The organism is Coriobacteriaceae bacterium, from assembly GCA_025992705.1.
Lineage (GTDB): Bacteria > Actinomycetota > Coriobacteriia > Coriobacteriales > QAMH01 > QAMH01.
On record DAJPGJ010000001.1, the window covers coordinates 1402918 to 1428398 of the forward strand.

The following is a 25481-nucleotide window of genomic DNA, read 5'->3' on the forward strand; positions in this document are numbered from 1 at the left end:
CCTTTCTATTTGAAAAGTGCCTACATCATAAAGACCTTGTAGGCATTGGCGGTGTTGACACTCATGTCAATCGCTCCTTACAAGAGGCTGAATCCGCCCTCTTCGTAGATGGTCTCGCCGGTGATGAACGAGGCATCATCCGAGGCGAGAAAGAGAGCAACGCTTACCATCTCCTCGATCTCGCCGTAACGACCAAACGGCATCTTGGCCAGGAAGGCGGCGTTGCGCTCCGGATCGAACCTCGTGCCCTCCGTGATGCGGGTCTTCGAGGTGCCCGGGGCAACGGCGTTGACATGAATGTCATATTTTGCAAGCTCAAGCGCCATGACCTGCGTGAGCATGCTCACGGCCGCCTTGGAAGGACCGTAGGGCGTGATGCCGCCGATAGTCTTGCGTGCGCTATTGGAGCTCGTGTTGACGATATATCCCTTGATGCCCTTGTCGACCATCGTGCGTGCGACGGCCTGACCCACGTAGAAGACGCCGTTCAGGTTCGTGTCCATGACATCGAGCCAGCCCTCCTGACTGCACTCGAGGAAGGGCTGACGATGGGTGATGCCCGCGTTGTTCATGAGGACGTCGATATGGTCAAACTCCTCGATGACCTTGGCGACGCTCTCCTGCACTTGACCATAGTCGCGAACGTCGCAGTGCATGCAATACACGCGCTCGTTATCGGCATAGACCTCTTCCATGGTGTCGTCTTCGATATCGAAGACGATGACCTGGGCGCCTTCCTTCACGAGCTGCTCGGTCATGCCACGGCCCAGACCATTGGCACCACCGGTTACCAGTGCGATCTTGTCGATGAATCTTTGCTTTTCCATGGGTGCTTCCTTTCGGTCCTATTGCTTGTCAGCCGTTGCCAGATGAAGATAGGTTGTGGCGCCGCCATCGGCGGCGATGGATTCGCCATTGATGAAACTGGCGTCATCGGATGCAAGGAACAGCGCGACCGAGGCAATCTCTTCGGGAAGCGCATAGCGCTTCATCGACGACGCTTCGCTGAGGCCCTTGCGGTTCTGTCCCCGGGGTAGTGTCATATCCGTAAGGATGAGCCCGGGGTTCACCGCATTGACACGCACCCCGTAGGCCCCCAGGTCGGTAGCTGCGGCACGGGTTGCGCCCAAAGCCGCGGCCTTGGCCATCGCGTAGCCGATAAGATTGCCAGGACCAAAGTGATTGCCCTGGTAGGAGCAGGTATTGACGATAGCACCACCACCTGAGTCGATGATGGCCTGGGCACAGTAGTGCATGCCGTTGTAGACACCCCAGCAATCGACGTCCATCATGCGCTCGAGATCCTGGCGGGATGCCGTGAGAACCGACCCGTTCACGCAAATGCCGGCATTGTTCACGAGCACGTCGAGATGTCCTTGCTCGTCGAGTATCTTCTCGACGAGCTTCCGCCAGGCGACCTCGTCGACGACGTCCATGGGAAAGACCACGGCCTCTCCCCCGTCATCCCTGATCTGCGCTTCCACACGCCTGAGCCCGTCTTCCTTGACGTCGGTCATGTAAACCGTCGCGCCTTGCTGAGCGAACATCTTGGCTTCCATCTCGCCTTGGCCGCCAGCGGCACCGGTCACGATAACCACCTGGCCCTCGAACTTCCCGGAGCCCTTCTCGACCCGAGGCCAGCGCTTCGCTTGCTCCTCGCCATAGACCTTCTCCTCGAACTCCGCCTGACCAGGCCCCGAGAGGATGACGTCATCGAAAAATTCCGCGCGCTTTGACTTCATGGTTCTCTCCATTCAGGAAAAAGCGGCCGCATCGAATTCCATATCCGATGCGGCCGCATGAATCGACTAGTCTTCCAGTTCGACAGGAACCGCTTCGACAAAGTAGGTCGTCACCGTTCCGATGAACTCGGCGGCATGGACGCTTGCGCGCTTCTTGAAGCCCACGCTGCCATAGCATTCGTCGAAGGCTTCCATGTCCTCGAACCAGAACTCGACCATACCCTCGACCGGGAGATCCTTATAGTGGACCTCTTCGTCACCGATGCAGCGGTCGATCACCAGGTTCTGGTTGTAGCCGCAGCATCCTCCCATCAGTTCCACCAGTATGGAGTGGACGTACCACCACTCGAAGTGGAAGGTCATGGCATCGACGCCCTCGGCGCGGTCGCAGAACGAGACGCGCTTGATGATGTCGCGACCCTTGAGGTACTCGGGGACGAGCTTGTCGAATTTCCTGACCGTGACAAGCGCGGAGATTGGCTCTTCCACGATGGGTTCGAGCACGTCGCGAAGGGCATCGCCGGCCTGGGTCATGCACTTTGCCATGTCCCCGTAGCTGTCGAAGATCATCTCTATGAAACCGTCGATGTCAATCGCCCCGCGACCCAGATGCGAACGCTGCTGCTTATCGGTCACGAAGTTGATCTCGCACTTGCGCAGCAGGGGCATCTTGGCGATTACGTCACGCGCCTCCCCCATCATCACCGCGCGGAATTCCTCTTCGGAAATTCCCTCCTTGCACTTGAGTAGATTAATTCTGGAAATCATGACTACTCCCCTTCTTCAAGGTTGTTTAGTTCTCGGCATTCTTGGCTTCCATCATGGCAGCATCGCGAGCCTTCATCTTGTTGTAGATCGGCAGACCGATTGCAAGCAGGATGATTGCGATGATGCAAAGGACGCCCAGGATGGGAAACGCCGTGCTATAGCTGCCCGTTGCGGCGAGCGTGTTGGCGGAGAGCATGGGGCCGATGACGGCCGCAAGCGCATAGCCCCAGTACATGAAGCCGTAGTTCTGGCCCATGTTGGCCGGGCCAAAGGCATCGCCGGTAAGCGAGGGCATGATGGCCATGATGCCGCCAAAGCACATGCCCAGGACGATCGACTCGATGATGAAGGGCATCGTGGAATCGGTGTTTCCATAGAGGAACAGGTGAATCACCGCGGTGATGCCGATGACGATGAACAGCGTCTGGAATCGTCCGATCTTGTCGGAGAGAGTGCCAAAGCCAAAGCGTCCGGCGGCATTGGCAACGGCGAAGATGCTGACCATCATGGCGCCCGTCGCGGCATCCATGCCCGCTTGCGTCTGGCCGACGAGGGATGCGGTACCGAGCATGAACACGCCCGTGCATGCGGTGAGCGCGAATACGATGACCATGATCCAGAAGAGCGGGGTCTTCATCATCTCGGGAGTGGTGTAGCTCCTGCGGTTCTTGGCCTCCTCGTCAACGGGAGGATTCCAACCCTCGGGCTGGTAGTCTGCAGGCGGCAGAACGTAGCAAAGCCACGAGAAGATGAGGAACATGACGATGCTGAACGCGCCCACGACCATGAACGAGGGCATGGGACCGATTGCCTGCACGATCATGTTTCCGACCGGGGCAGTCCACAGCGGCCACAGGGCCATCGTGGCGAGCGAGATACCGTTGACGAGGCCCTTCTTGTCCGGGAACCAGCGCGTGGTCAAGGCCAGCGACGTGTTGTAGATAATGCCATCGGCAAAGCCGACGATGATGCCGAAGGTGATGAGCAGCATGATGGGATTCGTGGAAAAGCCCGTGAGAATCCAGCCGATGCCAAAGACGATACCACTGACGAGCATGATCTTGTGAGCCGCGAACTTGCGCTGGAACCAGCCGCCAACGGGGCCACCCGCAAAACCAATGACAACGATGGCGAGCGTGTAGGCGAGTGCCACGATCTGCGGCGACCAGCCAAACTCGGCCATCATGGGTTTCTGAAAAATGCTGTAGCAATTCAATGATGCGGTGGTCGCTCCGCACATTGCCGCGCCGACGAGAACCACCCAGCGCGATTTAGGCTTCATTGCCATGTGTTCCTCCAATATAGCTTCCGAAAGATTACGTGCATGCGAAAGGCATCGCCTTTCCCCCAAACCGAGACCCCTCCTCCTTTCGTTTCGACGTGCAAACCGTTCTATACGCACATGATTCCGATGCTGCGATACGTGCTGATGTGCCGGAGTCAATTGATGCCGAAACTGGACTAGATCCTCACCGCTGCGTTGCGGTTCATGCCAAGAAGCCAGAGAAAACAATGAGGAAGATGACCCCACTTGCCTTGAAGGTATCCCTCCTCACGAGATGTATGCTATGAGGGTTTCAAGATGACCTCAATAACGCACTTAAAAGTAAGAAGCTGCCGTATACGTAAGTACGACAGCCAAATTTGGCTACAGAAAGCCAAGTCCTCTCATGAGCATGACGCTGGCGATGAGAAGGGCTGCGGTGATGACCGCATAGGGCCCGTTCCACTTGAGACTCGCCTCCATGGGAGATGCCTGCACCATGTCCGCAACGGCGATGACATTTGCCGAGGCGGGGCAGATCGTATTGCCCAACGCCCAGCTCATCGATAGGACAAGCGCAAGGTACGCAGCCGATATTCCGCACAGCGCAGGGTCAATGGCACCTCCTATGACGGCCGTTGCCACGATGGGATGAATCCCCGCCGCACAGGTAAGCAAGACGATGATGACGATGGCCGTCGTCAGAAGCAGCACGCTTTGACCGGTGGTGAGCACGAGGGCTTGCGCGATGACATCCCCGATGCCCGAATAGCCGATGCTCTGGGCGAGCATGCCCGCTCCCGCGAAGAGGACGATCTGGTTCTTGGCACCGGGAAGCTTCTTCTCGAAATACGCGTTCTTGAGCTCCTTGCGATACAGGGAAAACCGCCTGATGACGAGCATCCAGACAAAGGGCCACACCAGCGATGCCATGGCGACGACGATGATGGCCGAAAGGCCGAAGAGTTGGGAGACCAGGGCGATGAAGACTATGAGAAGCACGGAGAAGACGGCGAGCTCCGCCACTTTCGCTTTGTCGATGCGTCCGGAGACGTCCTTGGATGCACTCGCGCCATCGTCCATCGCGGGAGCATTTCCGCCCTTCTTGCGCGAGAACACCGTCATCAGGATGCCGACACCCTCTGCGACAAGGGCGCAGACGATTGCACAGGGAGCAAAGCTCACCCATTCTGCGCTTGTCACCGAAACGACCAGGGCGATGGTCGCCGACGTGGGCGCCCATATCATGCACGTGACGAACCCACGCGCAAGGGCCGTCCCCAGGAGCCTCTTGTTGGCTCCCAGGCGGCTTTCACGCGACATCTCGAACGTGAGCGGTACGGCGGCGATGCTTATGAGCGCACCGGCCACGGCCGCCATGCCGCTTACGAGCGAATAGTATCGTCCCTCTGAGTTGGCGTATCGCGCAAACAGGCTCCTCAGCGATTCGTTATAGCCTCCATGTTGGACGGGTATGCCAATAAGCGGAATCAGGATGAACATGACGATAAGGTCGGCGTTCTTGCGAAGCGCACGCACCCATTCCTCGGCCGGTGCCTGGGCATAAAGCAGCAACCCGACGCTTATGGCAATGAGGATAATGCCGATGAGCCGTGACGATCCTGTCGAGACGAAGACGCTCATCACGAGCACCACGACCATGAGGATGATGTTCACATCATCGAGCAGCGGAGCATGCAGAAAGACATTGATGATGTAGCACACGGCGAAGCACAGGGTGATGACGCTGCGCACGGTACGCACGGCAACGGGCTCTTTCATCGAATCCTCTCCCTTGAAAAGGCAAACGAGAACTGTATGGGCGCAGGAGGACGTTTCCCCCTGCGCCCATATGACGGCGCGAGACGAACCAATCTGCGGCAGAGCTAGCTATTGACCGGCGTACCATCCTTGCGGTAGTAGCGCTTCATGAGGAAGATCGCGACCACGATTGAGACGACGTCAGCGGCGATGATGAAGAAGGCCAGGGAAATGGCATTTCCCGTCCCCGCAATAATCGCCGTCGCAATGGCCGGAGCCATGCCGCCGAAAACGGCGGCTGCGAGGTTATAGGCAAGGCCGACACCGCTGTTGCGCGTTTCGGTGGGGTACACCTCGGATGCCGCCGTCGCCACTGCCACCGCGTTGAGTGACTGGAAGGGAAGCAGGCATGCAAGGGCGCAGATCATGATCATCACGGCATGCCCGTTGATGACGGCCCAGAAGACCGGGTAGGCAAGCACGATGAATCCCAGGCACGCGATGATGACGGACTTCCTGCGCCCGAACTTATCCGCGAACATGCCCGCAAACGGGCAGAGGACCAAATATACGGCAACGACGGCGGTATTGACGATAAAGCCCTCGAGCATGGTCCCGCCGACGAACTCCTTGATATAGGTAGGCAGGTAGGTCACCAACAGGTAGTAGGAGACGCTGGTGCCGGCAAGCAGGCCGATGTTGGTGATCATGGCGACCCAGTGCTTCTTGAAGAGGACCTTGACGGGCGTGTGATCTTCCTCGGCGGCCTTCTTCTGCTCCTTCATCTTCTCGAACTCGGGAGGCTCGGGCACGCTTTTGCGCAAGTAGACGCCATAGATGGCAACGACGATGCCGATGAGGAACGGAATGCGCCAACCGCAGGCGTAGAGGTCGGGCTGGGATAGGACCGACGTGCAGATCAGACCGGTGATGGATCCGATGAGCATGCCGACGCCGACGCTGAACGGCTGCCAGCTGACGAGGAAGGAGGTGTTCTTGCCGTTGTTGAACTCGGAGATGAACGTGAGGGCGGATCCGAATTCGCCACCAGTCGCCAGACCCTGCAGCAAGCGCAGGACCGTGAGCAGGATGGGCGCCATGATGCCGATCTGCTCATAGGTCGGCAGACACCCCATGAGCATGGTGCATATGCCTATCGCCATGATGGTGACGGTGAGCGACTTCACGCGCCCGTGCTTATCCGCGTAGGCTCCCATGATGAGGCCGCCAATGGGACGCACGACGAAGCCGACGCCAAACACCATGAAACTCATGAGAATGCCGACAACGGGATCTTCGGACGTGAAGAACTCCGCGGAAATGACAACCGCAAAGTAACCGTATAGGCCATAGTCGTACCATTCCAGGACGTTACCCAGGCATCCAGAGAGTATCGACTTGAAAAGCGATGCGTTCTTCTGGGCGGGTTGAACTTCTTTTGCCATGCGTGCTCCCCTTTCGTGAAGACCTCCATGCGCCCCAAAACAAGCTGCTCCATGTGCGGGAGTCCGGTATCGCGAGGCGCCTTCCCATCTGCATCTACGCCCGTGCAAAGCATTGCGATCGACACGATCGGGCTACGGGAAGATGCATGTATCCCATCTAAGGGAAATGGTATGGCCGGCAGGGAACGGCGCTCAATAACGCACAAATAAGTTAGTCCTTACCAAAAGGTAAGATATGGAGGGAAAAGGCTTCCCGCCTCGACCAAAACGGGAAGCCCTCGAGCAATGGTTCGAGCGACTAAATCCGGCATGCAGCCTCTCTGCCATCGATGATGGCGTGCTTGACGAACGCGTTATCGCCTCCCAGCGTGGAACCAATCTCCACGACCTCGACACCCGCGTTCCTGAGCTCATCGCAAAACGTGGCATCGCGCTTCTCGGGAAGCATGACGAGAACGCTGTCGCAGCCAAAGGTGCGCTCCCTGCCATCCACCTCCGCAATGACGAGACCCTTGCGGATCTCCTTGCATGTGGCATTGTGCACGACCTCGACGCCGTTTTCCTCGAACCAGGGCTCCAAACGCACCTTGTATGGCACGGGCACCAATCCGCCGATGTCATCGTCTTCCGAGAGCAGCGTGACATCCTTTCCGCAGTGGGCCATGAACGTTGCGCACTGCGCACCCTCGGCACCGGCACCCAAAACGACTATCTTCTTGCCCACGGGCATGAAATGCCTGCTCGCCTTATGTATGAACTCGGGGCTGAAGAGCTTGAGCGGGAGTTTCGCGAGCTTCGAAAGACCGGGGATGGTGTACACGTTGCCGCCGTCGATACCGGGAATATCGGGAATCAGATATGGCGAGCTGTTGGCGAGAATGACCACATCGGGTCTCTCTCGCCTGACGAGCTCTGCCGAGGCCTCCTCGTTGAGATGCACCCGCACGTCGGACTTGCCCACCATGGTGGTGAGGTAATCGTAGATGGGCATGATGTCCTCGACCTTGTTGCCCTTGATCATCGATGCCAGCTTGAGCCTACCACCTAGCTCGCCGGACCTCTCGTACAAGTCCACGTCATGGCCGCGAGCCGCCGCGTCAATGGCCGCCTGCATGCCAGCAGGACCTCCGCCGATGACCATCACCTTCTTCCTTTCACTGACAGGCGTAAGGGCGAGCTCCTTCTCGCGCCCGAGCGCGGGGTTCACACGGCAGATACGCGGTGAGACGAGCGGGTCCTGGCACGACCCGCAGCGATTGCACCGGCGAATCTCGTCGATGCGTCCCTCCTTCACCTTGTTGGGAAACTCGGGGTCTGCCCACAGGTAGCGACCAAAGCCGATGATATCGGCATAGCCTTCCTCGAGCGCGCGCTCGCCCTTGACCTCGTCCATGCGACCGACGCACACGACAGGCACCTTGACGGCATCGTGGATGTACTTTGCCGCCGGAAGCAGCAGTCCCATGTCCTCGTAGTCCTTCATGTAAGGACGCATGTGGGGCTCGGGGTCGGGATACGGAAAGTAATCCGGAATGAAGCGGAACGGAAGCTCGCCATAACCATATCCGGTCACGCTGATGTATTGGTATCCAATCATCTCGAGCGCTATGGCGGTGTCGCGCGCCATGTCGGGCGTGATGCCGTTATTTCCCGTCAAGGGCGAGAACTCGATGCCGTTGATGCGCGTGCCGATGAGAAAGTCGGGACCGCATGCCTGCCGAATCATCTGGTAGAGCTCTGCCATGACACGCGTACGATTGGCCACGTTCTCGAAGGCATACTCGTCATCACGCTTGTTCCATATGGGGCTGAGGAAGCTGTTGAGCAGGTATCCATGTGCGGCATGCACCTCGACACCGTCAAATCCGGCCTTCTTCATGCGCACGGCGCCCTCGACGATGAGCTTCTCCTTCTCGTGAATCTCCTCGACCGAGAGCCCGCGTGTCGCGCGCCCCTCGGGTTCGGGAATGGGAAGGTCCTCGGTCTCGATTGTCGACGAGCTGAAGGGTCGCCCTTCGCCGAGTACGGCCGCGGAAGGCCCACCATGGTGAAGCTGGCCTATGATATAGCTATCGTGACGATGCACGGCCTCCGCGAGCTCGGTCAAGCCCGGGATGAACTTGTCATCCCAGACGTTGCAGTAGCGCCCGGGCATGTCATCCCACATAACGCCACCGATGACCACGGCCGCCGCGCCGCCTGCGGCGATGCTCTCGTACAAGCCGATTGCCGCGCTTCCATCGGCGGTGCCGTCATCGTTCCAGCGAAACGTTGACTGGCCCGTCTTCATGATGCGGTTCTTGAAGATAATCTTCGGCGTGATCTCCAGCGGAGACATAAGTTTTTCGAAGCCACCCATGGATTGATTCCTCCAATGTCCTAGAACAGCGTAAAGCCGCCATCCTCAACCAAGGTCTCGCCGGTAACGTAGGAAGCGTCGTCACTTGCCAGGAACAGCGCGACGTTTGCGGCCTCCTCGGGAGCGCCATAGCGGCCCATGGGAATGTTGGCGAGAAACTGCGCGTTACGCTCGGGGTCATTCCTCGTGCCCTCGGTGATGCGCGTCATGCTCGTGCCCGGCCCGAAGGCATTGACGCGGATTCCATGTTCGGCAAGCTCCAGGGCGAGCCATTTGGTCAGCTGGGACACACCCGCCTTGCTGGCGGCGTACGCGCCGGTGTTCTTGGAGACCGTGCGCGACGTGCATGAGCTCGTGTTGACGATGGCGCCCTTTATTCCGCGTTCGATCATCGACTTCGCCACGGCCTGGTCCATCCAGAAGCAGCCATTGAGGTTGATGTCGATGACGCGCCGCCATTCCTCCTCGGTCGTGCTCTGCACGCTCCCGCGTCTGATGACGCCTGCGTTGCTGAAAAGGATGTCGATATGCCCGTATGCCTCGAGCACCTCGTCAACCACCTTGTTGCACATGGCGTAATCGGCAACGTCGAGGGGATAGATCGTGATGTTCTCGTTGCCCTCGAATTCGCGTGCCAACGTGTCACCCTCGATATCGAGCGCCGCGACCTTGGCACCCTCTTCGAGAAGGCGGCAGACAATGCAATGGCCAATGCCGTTTGCCGCGCCCGTCACCACGGCCACCTTATCCTCGAACCTCTTGCCCATCGTTTCTCCTTATCTTTTACTGGTCTATTCTTCTGCCTCGTCCTCGTCACACGCGGTGTCGAAGTACCAGACAATGTGCTCGCGCGTCTTGTCGATCTTGCCGTCCTCACCCACGGTGCCGTATTCGAGCTTGCCATCGTTGAGGAAGCCCTTCGTTTGCTTGAGTGCCTCAACCGAGAAGTTACGGTGCACGACGCCCCAATCGCGAATGAGATACAGGAGGTTTGCCATGCTGATGCCGTCTGGCGTGAGGAGATAGTCGACCCACAGGGGCTTGTCTTCGACCACGACGCGTTCGAGCATGCCCGTCTCCTCGAGCTCGTTGAGATGCTGCGAGAACATCTTGTCCGATATCTTGTACGGGATGATCTTCTTGAGCTCGCCGTAGCGCGCACGTTGATGAGGTTGCAAGCTCAGGTACCAGATGATGAACGGCTTCCACTTGCCACCCAAGATCTTTGTGAGGACCTGCGTGAGCATGCATGAGGTTAACCTGTCGATACTGTTAGGATCCATCACAATCGCCTCCCGAGCCACGCCATTACCTCGACCGGCCTCTGGTCAAAGACACTCACGGATTCCCTGCGCAATGGAGATGCAAGGAGATTATTATTGCCCCCCCCCCTGAAAGCAATCACAGAGCCAGGGGGTTTGTGGTAGATACGGGACCGAAGATATGTCCTCATCGACGCCTGCCTCCCCCGCCTATAACGACATGGGGCCGGACTCGTCGAGCCCGGCCCAAACCACCACACTTCAAGCTAGGTTCGCTATCTGGCAATGGCAAGCTAGAGTATGTCGTGCACCTCGGTAAGATACGTGTTAATCGCACCGATAAACTCGCTGCCATGCTGCGACGTCCTCTTGAACTCGGGAGAGTCGTAGCATTCGTTGAAGGCATCCATGTTCTCGAACCAGAACTCGACGACGCCCTCGACAGGAAGCTCGTCATAATGGACGGAAACGCCGTTGACGATGCGATCGATCACGAGATTCTGCGCATAGCCAACGTAACCCGGCATGGTGTGCACCATTTCGGTGTGAACGTCCCACCACTGGTACATCCACTCCTCGGCGCTCACGCCCTCGGCTCGACCCATGAACGACACGCGCTTGATAAGCGGCTTGTCGCCATTCAACAAGTATTTGGGAGTGTGTTTCACGAACTTCTTCACGCAAACGAGAATGGGATTATGCGGGTCAGCGAACTTCGGAACGTCATCGGCACCCTTGCCGTCTAACGACATGACGCCCTCGACCATGTCGCCATAGCTATCAAACTGCAGCTCGGAATAGCCATCGATGATGATGGGACCCTGGCCCAAGGGATGACGATGCTCGTTGTCGCATACCGCATGCTGAGAGTAATGGCGCAGGTTCTTCATCTCTGCGGCGATGGGACCATGGACGTTGAGCCAGTAATCCTTGAACTCTTCTTGCGTCGTGCCCTCTTTGCGCTTCAAGAGACCCATTCTGCTAATCATGTGTGACCACTCTCCTTAGACACCTTCATGTAGTCCTGCCTTCTCCCAAGATTCTAGAAACGGGATTACGCCGAAACAATTACGCACTTAAAAGTAAGAGGAGACATGGGAAATCCCCCGTCATCTCATCGAAGGCTGCGTAGAAGCGCTAACAATAAAGTGCGTACTTGGAATGCCCCTATCACGCTCCCTATGATGACAGCCGCACGAACGCATAGTCCCGTGTTGGCCGTCGAAAGAGGATATGATGCAAGAATTCGAACATCTCATGTCACCCATCGAAATCGCTCCGAGCTTCAAGATGAAAAACAGGATCATGAAGGCGCCTCAGTCAACGTGGAGGTGGAATCTCGACGGTACCGCCGATGGCAGCGCGGGCATTGATCTGTACGAAAGCATGGCCAAGGGCGGTGTCGGTGCCATCGATATAGCCGGCATCAACTGGGAACCACCAGTAGGTGGTGGCATCTACCTCTGTGCCTACGATGACAGGTTCATCCCTGGCCTCACCGAGCTTGCCGAGCGTCTGCACCAGTACGATTGCCGCGTAATCGGCCAGCTCCATCATGGCGGCCCGCTCGCCCCCGTGCAAGGCGGCGGCAGGCCCATCTGCGCCTCGACGCTCGAAGTCGAAGACCTTCCCACCCCTCCTCCCGAGGGCCTCGCGACCCATGGTCTCACCCACGACGAGCTCGTCGAGAAACGCCAGCTTATCGTCGATGCAGCCGTGCGATTGTGGAAGGCCGGTTTTGACGGCGTGGAAATCCACGCGGCCCACGGCTACTTCCTCAATAGCTTCCTCAGCCCCATCTGGAACCACCGCGATGACGAGTACGGCCCCCAGACGGCCGAGAGCCGCACGCGCATCATGAAGGAGATCCATGACATGGTGCGCGACGCATGCGGGCCGGACTTCGTCATAGGCACGCGCATCAACGGCCAGGAATGGTCTCCGCTCGTCTCGGGCGGCATCACGCCCGAGCTCGCCGTCGAGAATGCCAAGGCCCTCGAATCCTATGGTTACCAGTACATAAGCGTATCGGGATATGGATACGGCAAGCTCCCGTTCCGCTACTGTCCCGACTACTTCCCCTACCCCGATCCCGAGCCCTTCATGGCACCCTATATGGAGGATTTCAACGATCTTGGCATCCTCATGCCGGGAATCCGGGCCGTCAAAAAAGCCGTTGACGTTCCGGTCATCGGTGTCGGCCGCATGGATGAGGTCAAGGGCGAACGCGTGCTGCGAGAAGGGTATGCCGATATCATCGCCTACGGACGCTACCTCTGGGCCGATCCCGAGTTCGCCAACAAGGTCAAGGAGGGTCGTATCGACGAGATTCGCCGATGCAATCGCTGTGCGAGCTGCGAGGACCCCGTCACGTCCCCTCGCATCTGCCGTGTGAACCCCGCGCTCGGACGAGAACGCGAGCTTGAGCTCAAACCCGTCGAGACAAGCAAGAAGGTCATGGTAATCGGCGGTGGCACGGCGGGAATGCAATGCGCGCTCGATGCCGCCGAACGCGGATTCGACGTGACGATATACGAGAAGAAAGGCGAGCTCGGAGGCCGCATCAAGCTTGCCTCCATGATAAAGGGTGACAAGGACGAAGATGTCATGCCGCTTTTCGATTACCTCACCACCATGATCGAGAAGTCAAATGTCACCGTCAAGCTCAAGACCGAGGTGACGTTGGATCTCGTGAAACGAGAGAAACCGGACATCGTCGCGCTCGCAGACAGCTCGCCCTACTTCATTCCCGACATCGAGGGCATCGATCGAAAGAACGTCTTTACGATACCGGCGATGACCAAGCTCGCCTCCATCCCCATGAAGATGTTTGGTCCCAGGAAGCTCGCGACCATGAGCGAGAAGGTCTTCCCCGTCGGCAAGAAGATCGTGATTCTGGGTGCCGGCGCCGAGGGAGCCCAATGCGCGACGTTCTTGGCTCATCGCGGCAAGGAAGTCGTCCTCCTTGCCGCGACCGAAGATGTTGGCGGCCTCGTGCCCCAAAAGTACAAGGTACGCCTCGTTCCGTGGTTCGAGGAGCATGGCGTGCGAATCGTCTATAACTCACGACTGCTGCGCATCGAGAAGAAGTCGGTGACTGTCGAGGTCGATGGGAAAGCCGAGGAAATTGCCTGCGATAGCGTGATGGTCATGCTTCCGGAGCAACATGACCCCAGCTTCTACGAACAGCTTGCGCAGATCGTGTCCGAGGTCTACGAAATCGGCTCGACCTTAGGCGGAGACAACGCCTTCCTGAAACATGCGATGCTCGACGGACGCTTGGCGGCCGTGAAGATGTAAATGCGCTCGGTCTGGGACATATAAGGGCGCAGCGTCCCAAGAGCATAGGCGCCACAGGTGTTGGCCTGCCAGCCAGCACGTCACTCCGGGCGGGTGAGGGTCCCTCCTCCTCACTCGCCTCCTCCTTTGTGGATGAGACGCATTGGACAGGTACATCTGTCTCATCGGATCCGATGAGACAGATGTACCTGTCCAATGCGTCTCATCGGGCCACTTTTACCAACCTACTGTGCGCTTGGAGCCATCCGCCAGGGATTCGAAGGTCGCCGTCGCGTTCTTGAAGTACAGAACGATGGTGTTGTCGTCGTTCTCGTCGTACATGCCACGCAGCGCAGGATAGTTGTCGAGCATGTGCTTCTTGGCCTCCACGCGGTCATCGGGCACGAGCTCGCCGGAAAGACGCAGCCACTCAGGGCCGACACAGGCGCATATCTCGACCTGCGGATGATCCATAATCTGCCGGTAGACCCTCTTGTTCTTGCCCGTCTGGATATAGAGCTTCCCCTCGAAGAGGTCGACGGTGCCGAAAGGCCGCACGCGCGGGTCGCCGTTCTCGACCGTTGCCAGGTAATACGTAGGTGCCTTTTCCTTGAGAAACTCGTAGACCTCGTCCATGGAATGCTCCTTCTCATGTTTGCTCGCTGCAATCATGCCGCCAAAAGGGCGGCGCGCAGATGCAGTATAGCGCGATGAGTGAGACAGAGGGCCACACCCAATGGCTCATTATGTCCCCGCTTCGCAAAAGCGGACCGGGAAGCCTCGGAAGGATTCCCGGTCCGCCATGTTCGACATGGACTCTACGACGCTACTTGCCCTGATGGCAATGGCCGTGATGATGCTTGTGACCATGATGCTTGTGGTCATGCATGTGATTGCATCCTCCGTTGCCCTCGAAGACGAAGACATACTGGGGGGAACAGTGATGACATCCGTGACCGTGATGATGCCCGCACCCATGACCCTTGCCATGATGCCTCTTGCAGAACTTCCTGCCCTGCTTCTTCTGGACCGTGGAATAGTCCACGCCCATGTCCTCGGCGGTCTGGCAGATCTTCTCGCACAGCTGCGTCAACTGTGCCTTTTCCTCGTCAGAAAGCCCCGCCAGAATCTCGTCGGCGGCCTTGTCCTCCGCCTCGAGACGCTTGGCGATGACCTCGCGTCCCAGGTCGGTCAGGGTCATCTGGAAGCCGTTTTCGGGCTTGTCGATGGTCAGATAGCCGTTATCGGCGGCCTTCTTCGCGACAAACCGCACGTCGCGTCCCCTCCAACCGAGCACCTTCTTGGCATCGTCCTTGGAAAGCGTACCCTCTCCGGCCTTGTAGATGACCTTGATCAGGGCGCCTTGTCCGCGCTTGAAGCTGTGTGGACCGTTCTTGCGCATTGCCAGCTTCATGTAGTTGCTGGCCTTCTTGAGGCTCGCTATGGCCTTTGTCGATTCAGACATGATTCCTTCTTTCCTAGAGGTCTTGTTGTTTTATCTACAATCTTAATAATAGTCGCTTCAAGCCTCATGGGAAAAGTTACACATGATTAACATTTTTCGCTGCCACGGCATCCTGTCATTCCAGAGCCTGCTGCAAGCGCAGTCTAGCCCACGAGGGATATGAGATCGCTTGCAAGCTTAATGGCAAAGAGCACGATGACCACGAGCATGATGGGGCGCGTGATTGACGAGCCCTTCTTGTGGAAGAGTGTCGCGCCAATCCAATTGCCCGCGATGTTGAAGAGACCGGCCACGAGTCCGAGAACGACGATGGCGTTTCCGCTTGCCAGAAAGACCACGAGCGCGGCAAAGTTGGTGGAAAGGTTAATCGCCTTGGTTGTTCCCTGTGCCTGTTCGAGCGGGAGATGCGCAAGCGTGGTGAGTAGCAGGATGAGGAAGGTGCCCGTCCCGGGTCCGTAAAAGCCATCGTATATGCCGATCGCGAATGCTACCACTCCCGTAAGCGCGAAGGTCCTCGTCCGCGAGAGCGGCCTATCGGCAAACTTATCCAAATCACGCGTTCGAAGCACGATATAGGCAATCAAAGGTAGCGACACGAGCATGAAGACCATGAGCACCACACTGTCGGCCACGAGGGCGAGGTTTGACCCTAGAAACGAGCCGAGCAGCCCACAAGCGACGCCGAGAACGACGAGCCACTTCACCATGTAGCCGTACATCACGTACCGAATGGTGGCAACGGTCGTGCCCATCGTGCTCGAGAGCTTGTTGGTGGCAATCGCGTTGTGGACGGGAAGGCCCGCGAAGAAGTAGGCGGGAAGGGAAATCAATCCCCCGCCACCGGCTATGGCATCGACAAGGCCCGCCAGAAAGACGAGCGGACAGACGATCAGGAACTCCATTGCGTTGCGTAAGGAGCTGGCTCGCGTCAAGCGAGCCGACGCTTCTTCGTGACGGGACAGACAAGATCCTTGCCCTGCCTGATAAAGTGGATGAGGAAGCCGATACCCGCGAGGGCCAGCGCGATGCCAAGACCCGTATAGAAGAACGCGACGAACCAAGTCGGAACGATACCGAAGCTCCTCAACGAAATGCCGCCACCCATCATGACGGCCATGATGATGTACCCCTTCACGTCGAAGAAGCGGAGCACGTGCATGCGGTTTTCGCCGTATCCCCTGATGCGATCGGCATGTTTGCCAACGAGCTTGCTGAACATCATGTGAAAGAGGACCCAAATGACCGGAATTCCGACGATAAGCATCCAAAGAGGCGTCGTTCCCTCCCCAATCGCAAGCACACCGAGACGGGCGATGTTCACACCAGCGATGAACCAGACGGCAGCAGCAATAAGCAGCAAGTACTTCGAGCGAACCTTAAACACGACCGAGCCTCCCACATGCGCGCGAGAACATAATGATACGCGTGTGATTCTACACCTCGCGGACATGCACCGCGACTATTCGGCATAGTCAGGTTCAACAACATCGCCGGGCGTCGCATCAGCCTGCAGCCGCACATTCGTTTCGGGACACAACGGTGCGACGAGCGTATGTGCGGCCGGTGGAATAACCCAGGAAAGACAGGAGCCTATGCGGTCGACGAGACGCACCATTGGTCCGACAAGCAGCGCAGAAATAATAGTACCCTCGCGCACCTGGTAGAGACCACCGAGTGCAAGTAGCGAAATGAGGGCGGCCAGGCTCATGAGCGAAACGTCCCAGAAGACCTTGCAACGGCTGAAGCGCTGTCGCGATACGTATGCAAGTACCTGTACAGCCGCATCACCGGGCGTCATAAGCAAATCTGCAGCGAGCTGCACCCTAATGCCAAATCCCAGCACGGCGATGGAGGCAAGCAGCCAGACGAGCTGTTGCGTGTAACCTTCGGGAGCCATCGGGCCAAATGTCCCGAGCCAGACGTCCACGAATACGGAGAGCACGAAAAACAACGGAATCTGCAGGAACTGGACGGGCTTGAACGCCCGGCGTAACAAGGCAAGTTCGAGCAAGAAGTAGCTCAAATTGAAGACAAAGGTCCACATGCCCATGGTCATAGACATACCGTAGACCTCACTCACCTCGGTCATGACAGCCGGAACGCTCGAAATAGGTGAGGTTCCCATGGTCGCGAGCTTGGCAAGCGCTATGCCAAGTGCAATGCAGATGAGCCCGACAAACATGAAGGTGATGCGTAGCGCGAGATTAGCTGCAGATCTTGAAAAAAAATGCTGCCAGGAAATCACGAATGTGTTTGTATTGACGTTCACATGCATTATAGATGAGCCCTTTCGAGCTCGATATTCTAGCCCAATTTCGCGCTCGACAGACAATAATATGACGGCTGTTCGGGGTGTTATCGCGGTAGGCGGATGGTGAAGGTGGTCAGCCCGCCTTCGCTGTCCGCCCTGATCTCTCCCCCATGGGTCTCGACGATTTCCTTGGTGATCGCAAGACCCAGGCCGGCGCCACCCGTCGCCTGCCCACGAGCCGCATCGCCTCGGTAGAAGCGATCGAATACATGCTCGAGGTGTTCGGGGGATATCTCCTTGCCCTGATTGCTCACGGACAGGATGATGACATCGTCGTCTTGTCCGTCTTGCATCGCCCGTATGGTGACCGTGCTATTGGCACTCCCATGTACCATGGCGTTCTTGAGGACGTTCTCGAGCACGCGTCCCATGCGCGACGAATCCCAGAAGGCGGTCAATCCCACCGGGGCATCGACTTCGATGGCGAGATTGCGCGACTGCGCCTGCGGATAGAACTCCTCGGCAATCTGCTGACACAGCAAGCCAACGTCAAGGTTTTCGCGCTCTATGGGGATGTTCTGCATGTTGTAGCGGGTTATCTCGAAAAGCTCCTCGACAAGGGACTCGAGGCGGTCGGCCTTGAGCAGTGCCCGGCCGGCAAACTCCCGCTGACGCTCGGCACTCATCCCATCGGCTTCGCTGATGAGCTCGAGATACCCGCGCACCGAAGTAAGCGGCGTGCGTATGTCATGGGCCAGGTAGGTAACGAGCTCGTTCTTGCGCTCCTCCGCGGCCTTGGCCGCCATTTCGTCACGAACGATGCGCATCTGCAACAGCTCGAGCTCGGACTGCGTGGACTTGAGGTTCTTGGGTAGCTCGGCGGCATCACCTTTCACCAGGCCCGGATCCGCAAGCACACCTGCGATGCTATCGACGGCACGCACCGGCCTGCGCATGAAGAGCAAGGTGATGATGAAGAGTCCCAAGATGTAGAGCACGATGGCCACGAGCGGTTTGAGCACCTTGAAGTCGTTGTAGGTGCTCAAGTCGCGATACGCGACGATGGGAGTCCCCTCGACGGAAAGACCCTTTTCCTGGAGAATCTTTTGCTTCTCGTCTTGCGTCAGGGTGCTCGCATCGTCCTCAAGGCCCAAGCCCTGATCCGTTGATGCCTCGCCCGACACGGCAGAACCGTTTTGCGCCGATGCGCCGATACCTAGCGTATCCCGGTAGTTGCTATAAGGCCCTAGCTCGATGACCTGCAGATTCGAACTGTTGAGTTGGCCGCTCGTCATCAGGTCGTTGAACTCGTCGACCGACACGTAATGCCATTCGGATGTCGAATCCGCAATGTAATTGCCAAGGGCTCTGGAAATCCCGCTGCCCAACGTCACGAGCATGACCGCGTAAATGACCGTGAAAACGACGAGTGCAAGCACGTAGCGGATGACCAGGCGCGTCCACATGGAACGCGCCTGTTCGGTCTTGAGCCTAGCCATCACGCGACTCCCCACGCTCGACCTCGAGCTTATAACCCACGCCAAACACGGTCTTGATAAACTCCCGTGACGAATCGATCTGGGACAGCTTCTTGCGTATGCGCCGGATATGGACCATCACGGTATTGCTGTCGAACGAATTGTAAGGTTCGTCCCAGATGTCCTCGAATATGTCCTTGATGGCAACGGGGCTGCCCGCATGGCGCGCAAGCAGCGATAGCACCCCGAACTCCTTGGGAGTGAGCTTGAGCTCCTCGTCATGTAAGGTCACGACATGGCGCCTGACGTCGATGAGCAGGCCATCATGATCAAAGATACCGAGGTCTCCGGCGCTGGCCGGATTCTGCGTTGTCTGCCTGCGGCGTATGCGCGCGCGAACCCGTGCCACGAGCTCACGAGGCTTGAAGGGCTTGACGATGTAGTCGTCAGCGCCGAGCGAGAAACCGAGCACCGTATCGGACTCCTCGTTGCGCGCCGTGAGAAAGACCACGGGCACATCCGAATCCTCGCGGATACGCTGGCAGGTCTCAAAGCCATTCATGCCCGGCATCATGATATCGAGGAGGACAAGGTCGAAACCGCCGTCGGACAGCGCGGCAAGGGCCTCCTGCCCCGAAAGGCATTCATGCGTGGCAAAACCCTCGGCCTGCAGCACCTCCCGGAGTAAGCCGGTGATTGCCTCGTCATCATCCACGATCAGTATCTTGGCTTGTGTGTTCATGGCGACAATTCTACTTGCAATCGAGTCGCATCACGTCCGCATTTCCCATCCTTACTGCATCGTAAGAAATTCTTAAGGCTTTGCTATGGGCATCGACATGGGGCCCTTGCGCATCATGGCAGCATCGAAACGCGAACCCACTGCGAGGTGATTGCCGTGAACGACGAATTGATGCGCTACAGCCGCTACTCCTCCTCGTACACCAGCCGCTCGGCCAACCCCGCCATGAACTCGATACGCGTGGGACGGACGAGCCGGCGCAGGAGTAGCTCGGGCATTCAGGTGCGCAGGATACCCGCTCGCTCGAAACGCCGCGGCCTCTCCCATCGCAAGGGCAAATTCATCGTCGTCGGCATGCTCGTGCTTGGCTTTCTCTGCGCGTCATATTTCGCGAGCACCTCGATGGAATCCATGATTCCGTCACTTGGCGGCAAGAGCGGTGCCGGTGCGACGGCAATCGCCAGCACCCCGAAGTCCGAATGGAAGCGCGGCAGCACACCCGCCCTCTACCAGACCGATGCCCAATGGGCTAGCACGCGTTATGCACGCGACACGCTTGCCCAGAGCGGTTGCGGCCCCACCTGTCTGTCGATGGTCTACATCAACCTGACCGGACGCACGGAAATGGATCCGCCCAAGATGTGTGCGTATAGCGAAAACGGTGGCTACGTCGACGCCGGCGCAACGAGCTGGGAGTTCATGACAAGGGGTGCGCGGGGCCTGGGATTGAACGCCGAGGAGCTTCCCGCCGACAAGAACATGATCAAGGGGCGTGTCGGAGCCGGTCATCCCGTCATCGCGATCATGGGTCCCGGAGATTTCACGACAAGCGGACACTTCATCGTGATTTGCGGAATCGACGAGAACGGACGAGCCATCATCCGTGACCCCAACAGCGAGGAAAACACCAAGAAGGCGTGGGACCTCGACAGGATCATCTCGCAGGCACGCAACTTCTGGGCCTACTCGGTGTAAAGAGCGCGACTGTCATCTCGAGCGAAGCGAAGCGACCCTTTCTGTCATCTCGAGCGGAGCGAAGCGGAGTCGAGAGATCTCTCCATTACGCGGCCTGGCGGCCGCTCCAGTCGAGATGACAGCAGGAACACGCGTCCTCCCCTCCATCCCAGACACCGTCGAACCCACGAAGACGGATGCGCAGCAGAGGGGCGATGCATGACCAGAGCGAATGGGTTTCTGAGCTCTGGCATGCATCGTCCCCTGCTTAAAGCCCTAGCCAATGATCTTCGTGGATTCGACGGTGCGCACGTACCACTTCATGAACTTCTCGAAGGGCTTGCGCAACGCAAAGCCGATGAGCGCCGCCGGAATGAGAAAGAGCGCGAGCTCGCCAAGCTGAATCCAGAAGTCCCCGTTGTAGATACCGAACATCGCCGCACGCATGGCATCGACCGTGTGCGTTGCCGGCAAAAACGGGCTCACGTTTTGCACGAAATCGGGCAGAATCTGCAATGGATACGAACCCCCGCAGCCGGTTATCTGCATGATGAGCAGACAGATCGTGAGGGCCTTTCCGAGATTGGCAAATGCGAGCACGAGGACGTATATCAGGAACGTGAAGACGAGTCCTGAGAACCATAGGTCGAGCATCAGGAGCCACGGATGCACGACCTGCACCTGCAAAAAGAAGATGTTGCCGATGCCGATGAGCGTCGTCTGCGCGAGCGAAATGCACGCGAGTGAGAGAAAGCGCCCGATCAGCATCTCGCGCGGCTTGGGATTGCGAAGGTTTGCCTGCGCGCGATTCGAGACGCTTGGCTTGACGACGACGAGTATGAGCAGGGAGCCAATGAAGATGGCAAGCGTCGTGTAGAACGGTGCCATGGCCGAGCCGAAGTTCTCGGATGGGAACACGGCGATGCGGTCGATACCCACGGGCGCAGACAACGCCTGTGCCATGCTTTCCGCGTTTGCGCCGAGTATGGCCTGCAATGCCGCCGGATCGCCCATCACGAGTGCCTCGGAGATACTCGTCGCGAGTTCGTGTAGCGAGTCAGCCGAGGAGCGCAGGTCACCCTCCACCGAGGCTATCTGGGAGACGGCATCACCGAGTATGCCCTGGGCCGAATCCGTTGCCGCCGCGATACCGCTCTCGGCAGCTGCCATGCCATCGAGAGCCTGGGATGTATCGGCTCCCAGCCCGCGTACGTCCGAGACGAGCCGGTCGAGGTCGGGCTTGAGTGTCGCATCGTAATCATCGCGTACGGCCTGAATCTTTGCCTGCGCATCGGCAATCATCTGGTCGATGCGCTGCTGAACCGCCAGATCAACGAACTGCGTAAGCTCGGAGCTCGCGAACTGCTGGCGCAGGGCATCGAAGCTCGTCTGCGCATCGGAGAGGGCCGCATCCATCTTACCCTTGGCGTCCTCAACCTTGTCGGCCACCGATGACAGCTCGGCCGCGCCATCGCTTGCCGTCCCCATCATGGTGCGAACCTCGTCTTCGGCCTGGCGTATGAGCTCGGCTCCCGAATCGAGCAGCCTTTGTGCCGATTGCAACGTACCGGCATACATCCCCACGACATCGGCAACGCGATTGATGTCTCCCGACATCGAGTCGACGTGCTCTGCCAGAGCGGCGACTTGCCCATGCACGTCCATGTCATCGGCATAGCGCGAGACGGATTCCGCGACCGAGAGCATCACCTCGGAGATGGACTGCGCGAAGACGGTGTTCACCTTCTCCGAAACAGTATCAGCTCCGGTCATCGTGATCTTGGGCGAGATGGCGTTCTTCTTCTCGTTGGAGTAGTAGGTGATCTGCGCGCGTTCGGAATCGTCCATGTAGAAGCGCAGCATGTCGCGACTGAAATCCTTGGGTATCACGACCGCGGCGTAGTACTTGCCGCTTTTCGCGCCATCGACCGCCTCCTCCTCGCTCACGATACGCCAGCCGATCTGGTCGTTGGCACGCAGCTCCGAGACGAGCATGTCACCCACGTTGACGCGTATCGGCACGAGGTCGCTTTCGTAGCCCTCGTCCTCGTTGGCAACCGCGACGGTGAGATGGCCCGTGTTATCGAAGACGTCCCAGCACGCGATCAGGTTGTACCACGCGAATATGGACGGCATGACGACCAGACCGATCGTGATGATAATGCTCACGACATTGGCGAAGAGGTGTCGCAAGTCGCTCTTAAACAGGGTCCATATGTTATGCATCGCGATCACCGCCCGATGCCGAGTACCTGCCGCCCTGCGGCTGCGACGGAGACTCGTCTTCGTCTTCGTCTTCGTCTTCGTCTTCGTCTTCGTCTTCGCTCTCGTCGGAGTCCGACACCTGCGAATCGGTCGCGTCGTGGACGATATCGGCGTGCTCGAGATGGTTGCGTGACAGATAGAGTTCGCGTAGCTGCTCGTCGCTCATCTTGTCGAGACGCATCTGACGCTCGAAGCTCGAGCGCAGGCTCTCCACCACGATGAGGAACACGAAGACGAACGCGGTCCATCCGAGGAACAGCGTGAGGAGCACGACCTTGCCCGTCATGCCAAGCGAGAACAGCACGAGGACAATGATGGGCACGGCGATGCCGACGATGACAGCACCGCGTATGAGCCGCGGATATATCCGCTGGAAGCGAGTGTAACGCCGAATGAGCGCCTTGCGATACTCGTCGCGATCGGCAAGCGCGCGTAGCACCTGCGAGAAGCGGAAGCGTCGCATGGGCACCTCGACGCTCTCGCCGTTGAAGATGCCACTTTGCTTTATCTCACGTGCGACCAGGCGGTTGACGTTGGAGAGCCAAGGGCGCACGAGTATGCCGAAGGCCATGGACACGGCGAGGAAACCCAACAGAATGCAGATGTCACGCAAGTAATGCAGCCCGTAGAAGCCGCAAATGGCCTCACGCATCGCGTTGATGCCATAGGTGAACGGAAACAGCGGGTAGATCGCCTGGAAAAACGGCGATGTCATCTCGATGGGATACAGACCAGTCGCGGCCGGTATCTGCACGAAGACGAGGACGATGCAGATGCCCTTGCCCAGATGTTGCAGGGTCACCGAAAGCGCGTAGATGATGCTGAGATAGGACAGCGCTGCGACGATTGACGCGAAGAACAGCGCCGGCAGGTTGACCACGTGCATGCCGATGACGGGCAGGCCCGCACAGCAGACGACGGCCTGCAAGATCACGAGCATGGCGTAGAGCAGGAAGCGCCCGAGATAACGCTGCGTAAGCGTGAGCTTGCGTATGCCACTCGAATCGACCTCCTGGCGCAGCACCACCATCAGCATGAAGGCACCAATCCAGAAGGTGAGGTTCATGAACAGCGGTGCCATGGCCGCGCCGTAGGTGTCGACTGGATAGAGCTGCACGGTATCCAGACGCGTCGGCGCGCTGATGAACTCGGCGACCTTCTCCGCGTCGAAACCATCCTCGCCGATGAAACTCGAGAGCGCGTCCGAGCCCGCAAGCATCAGGGCGTCGGTATGCACGCGGTCGATTTCGCCAACGAGCCCGTCGAGGAGCGCGCGGGTCTGATCGAGCGAACCTGCTGCCGAATCGAGCATCGCAACCATATCGTCGATGACATTTTCGGCCTGTGCGATGATGAACTTCTGACCCGCAATGGATCCTGCCGCCTTCGAGGTGGCGCCTGCAAGCGCGCCGAGCTTCTCGCCGAGCACGGGGGCGATGTCATCGGCCAGTATCTGGGAATAGAGGTCGGCCTTGGCATTCGCGTCATCGGCCGATGCACGCAGGCGAGCAAGCAGCTCTTGAGCCTCCGGAGTCTGTACCGGCAGCTCGCCTATCACGCGGGCTGCCTCGGCATAGGCATCGGCCGCGTCCTTCATCGCGCCCGTCACGAGCGGAACGCTATTGGCCGCAAAACTCATGTAATCGCCCTGCAGGGTCGAAGCCACGTCCGATACGGAATCCATGGCATCGGAGGCGTTGTCGATGGCGTCGCGTGCGATGGAAAGCGAGGATTTGGCCTCCTGTGCCCGTCCCTTGGCCTGCTGCGCCTGCTCGGCAAGTGACGCGATGGAGGATGCCGCACCTTCGAGCTTGTCCTTGGCCTCCTGCACGCGGGCAGAGGCGAGCGACTTGGCACCATCGACGCGCTCATCCGACTTCTCTATCGCCGCATTGAGTGCCTCGGTTGCCTTGAGGCTCACGGTTTCGACGAAGGTTGCGTTTACCGTCGCGTCAAGCGTGTTGGCACCGGCATCGGTGATCTTGGGCGCGATTGGGCCAATCTTCTCGTTCACGTAATAGTCGATGTCGGGCTTTTCGAAATGCCCGGTCGTGAGCGTAAGAAGCTTTTCGGAGAAATCCGCGGGGATGATAAAGGCCGCGTAGCTTTCCCCCGACTTGACCTGGTCCATGGCCTCGTCGTAACCGACAAACTGCCAGTCGAGTTGGTCATTGCCATGCAGCTCGTCGACGATCATCTGACCGACGTCGATATGGCCGGTAAGCTCGCTGTCGGCACCCTCGTCCTCGTTCACGACGCAAACGTGCAAATGCCCCGTGCTCTCGTAGGGATCCCAGAATCCAAGCACGTTATACCAGGTATAAAGAGACGGCAGGACGAGCAGCGCGATGATAACCACCATCGCGGGAGGAACCTTCAACAGGCGCAAGATGTCGCGTTTGAGTACGCGGAATACGTTCTTCATGGCCTACGCGTCGGGCACTTC

At 58.4% G+C, this 25481-nt stretch carries 21 protein-coding genes; 2 read left to right on the forward strand and 19 right to left on the reverse strand.

Annotated elements, in window-relative coordinates; all coding sequences use genetic code 11:
• Positions 1 to 77: 77 nt before the first annotated feature.
• The 10 genes from OIM11_06320 to OIM11_06365 form a co-directional block, all read right to left on the reverse strand.
• The gene (locus OIM11_06320) at positions 78 to 827 is read right to left on the reverse strand and encodes a glucose 1-dehydrogenase (GenBank protein HJJ00740.1); all 750 of its coding nucleotides are present in this window, start codon (positions 825 to 827) and stop codon (positions 78 to 80) included.
• 18 nt (positions 828 to 845) lie between these two features.
• A complete protein-coding gene (locus OIM11_06325) occupies positions 846 to 1742 on the reverse strand; it encodes an SDR family oxidoreductase (protein HJJ00741.1) in 897 nt (298 codons plus the stop codon).
• A 66-nt stretch (positions 1743 to 1808) separates the two neighbouring features.
• On the reverse strand, positions 1809 to 2510 hold the full coding sequence (locus OIM11_06330) for a hypothetical protein (GenBank protein HJJ00742.1): 702 nt from the start codon (positions 2508 to 2510) through the stop codon (positions 1809 to 1811).
• 25 nt (positions 2511 to 2535) lie between these two features.
• Positions 2536 to 3798: an OFA family MFS transporter gene (locus OIM11_06335; GenBank protein ID HJJ00743.1), complete on the reverse strand. Its 1263-nt coding sequence runs from the start codon at positions 3796 to 3798 to the stop codon at positions 2536 to 2538.
• A 360-nt stretch (positions 3799 to 4158) separates the two neighbouring features.
• Positions 4159 to 5556 carry a hypothetical protein gene (locus OIM11_06340; GenBank protein ID HJJ00744.1) on the reverse strand — a complete coding sequence of 466 codons (1398 nt, stop codon included), beginning with the start codon at positions 5554 to 5556 and terminating at the stop codon, positions 4159 to 4161.
• A 104-nt stretch (positions 5557 to 5660) separates the two neighbouring features.
• Positions 5661 to 6980, reverse strand: coding sequence for an MFS transporter (locus tag OIM11_06345; GenBank protein ID HJJ00745.1), 1320 nt, complete (start codon positions 6978 to 6980; stop codon positions 5661 to 5663).
• A 298-nt stretch (positions 6981 to 7278) separates the two neighbouring features.
• Complete coding sequence (locus OIM11_06350; protein ID HJJ00746.1) at positions 7279 to 9339, reverse strand: FAD-dependent oxidoreductase; 2061 nt, start codon at positions 9337 to 9339, stop codon at positions 7279 to 7281.
• A 20-nt stretch (positions 9340 to 9359) separates the two neighbouring features.
• Positions 9360 to 10106, reverse strand: a complete 747-nt coding sequence (locus OIM11_06355; protein HJJ00747.1) for an SDR family oxidoreductase — start codon at positions 10104 to 10106, stop codon at positions 9360 to 9362.
• A 24-nt stretch (positions 10107 to 10130) separates the two neighbouring features.
• The gene (locus OIM11_06360) at positions 10131 to 10622 is read right to left on the reverse strand and encodes a helix-turn-helix transcriptional regulator (protein ID HJJ00748.1); all 492 of its coding nucleotides are present in this window, start codon (positions 10620 to 10622) and stop codon (positions 10131 to 10133) included.
• A 272-nt stretch (positions 10623 to 10894) separates the two neighbouring features.
• The gene (locus OIM11_06365; GenBank protein ID HJJ00749.1) at positions 10895 to 11590 is read right to left on the reverse strand and encodes an EthD family reductase; all 696 of its coding nucleotides are present in this window, start codon (positions 11588 to 11590) and stop codon (positions 10895 to 10897) included.
• Between the two features lie 247 nt (positions 11591 to 11837).
• Between OIM11_06365 and OIM11_06370 the strand changes: the two genes are divergently transcribed.
• The gene (locus OIM11_06370) at positions 11838 to 13901 is read left to right on the forward strand and encodes an FAD-dependent oxidoreductase (protein HJJ00750.1); all 2064 of its coding nucleotides are present in this window, start codon (positions 11838 to 11840) and stop codon (positions 13899 to 13901) included.
• 216 nt (positions 13902 to 14117) lie between these two features.
• Here OIM11_06370 and OIM11_06375 read toward each other — a convergent pair whose 3' ends face one another.
• The 7 genes from OIM11_06375 to OIM11_06405 form a co-directional block, all read right to left on the reverse strand.
• A complete protein-coding gene (locus tag OIM11_06375; GenBank protein ID HJJ00751.1) occupies positions 14118 to 14516 on the reverse strand; it encodes a pyridoxamine 5'-phosphate oxidase family protein in 399 nt (132 codons plus the stop codon).
• 190 nt (positions 14517 to 14706) lie between these two features.
• Positions 14707 to 15345 (reverse strand): hypothetical protein, encoded by a 639-nt coding sequence (locus OIM11_06380; GenBank protein ID HJJ00752.1) that lies wholly within the window; start codon positions 15343 to 15345, stop codon positions 14707 to 14709.
• 143 nt (positions 15346 to 15488) lie between these two features.
• Complete coding sequence (locus OIM11_06385) at positions 15489 to 16247, reverse strand: TSUP family transporter (GenBank protein HJJ00753.1); 759 nt, start codon at positions 16245 to 16247, stop codon at positions 15489 to 15491.
• 26 nt (positions 16248 to 16273) lie between these two features.
• A complete protein-coding gene (locus OIM11_06390; protein HJJ00754.1) occupies positions 16274 to 16729 on the reverse strand; it encodes a hypothetical protein in 456 nt (151 codons plus the stop codon).
• A 75-nt stretch (positions 16730 to 16804) separates the two neighbouring features.
• Positions 16805 to 17527, reverse strand: coding sequence for a DUF6198 family protein (locus OIM11_06395; GenBank protein ID HJJ00755.1), 723 nt, complete (start codon positions 17525 to 17527; stop codon positions 16805 to 16807).
• Positions 17528 to 17700: 173 nt separating this feature from the next.
• Positions 17701 to 19095 (reverse strand): HAMP domain-containing histidine kinase, encoded by a 1395-nt coding sequence (locus OIM11_06400; protein ID HJJ00756.1) that lies wholly within the window; start codon positions 19093 to 19095, stop codon positions 17701 to 17703.
• Positions 19088 to 19816: a response regulator transcription factor gene (locus OIM11_06405; protein HJJ00757.1), complete on the reverse strand. Its 729-nt coding sequence runs from the start codon at positions 19814 to 19816 to the stop codon at positions 19088 to 19090. Before OIM11_06405 ends, OIM11_06400 begins: the two co-directional genes overlap by 8 nt.
• Positions 19817 to 19972: 156 nt before the next feature.
• Here OIM11_06405 and OIM11_06410 point away from each other — a divergent pair, with 156 nt between their 5' ends.
• Positions 19973 to 20791, forward strand: a complete 819-nt coding sequence (locus tag OIM11_06410) for a C39 family peptidase (protein HJJ00758.1) — start codon at positions 19973 to 19975, stop codon at positions 20789 to 20791.
• Between the two features lie 255 nt (positions 20792 to 21046).
• On the opposite strand, the gene OIM11_06415 is transcribed toward OIM11_06410, so the two are convergent.
• Complete coding sequence (locus tag OIM11_06415; GenBank protein HJJ00759.1) at positions 21047 to 22996, reverse strand: YhgE/Pip domain-containing protein; 1950 nt, start codon at positions 22994 to 22996, stop codon at positions 21047 to 21049.
• A complete protein-coding gene (locus OIM11_06420; protein HJJ00760.1) occupies positions 22989 to 25460 on the reverse strand; it encodes a YhgE/Pip domain-containing protein in 2472 nt (823 codons plus the stop codon). The genes OIM11_06415 and OIM11_06420 overlap by 8 nt, the downstream gene beginning before the upstream one ends.
• Positions 25461 to 25481 lie beyond the last annotated feature (21 nt).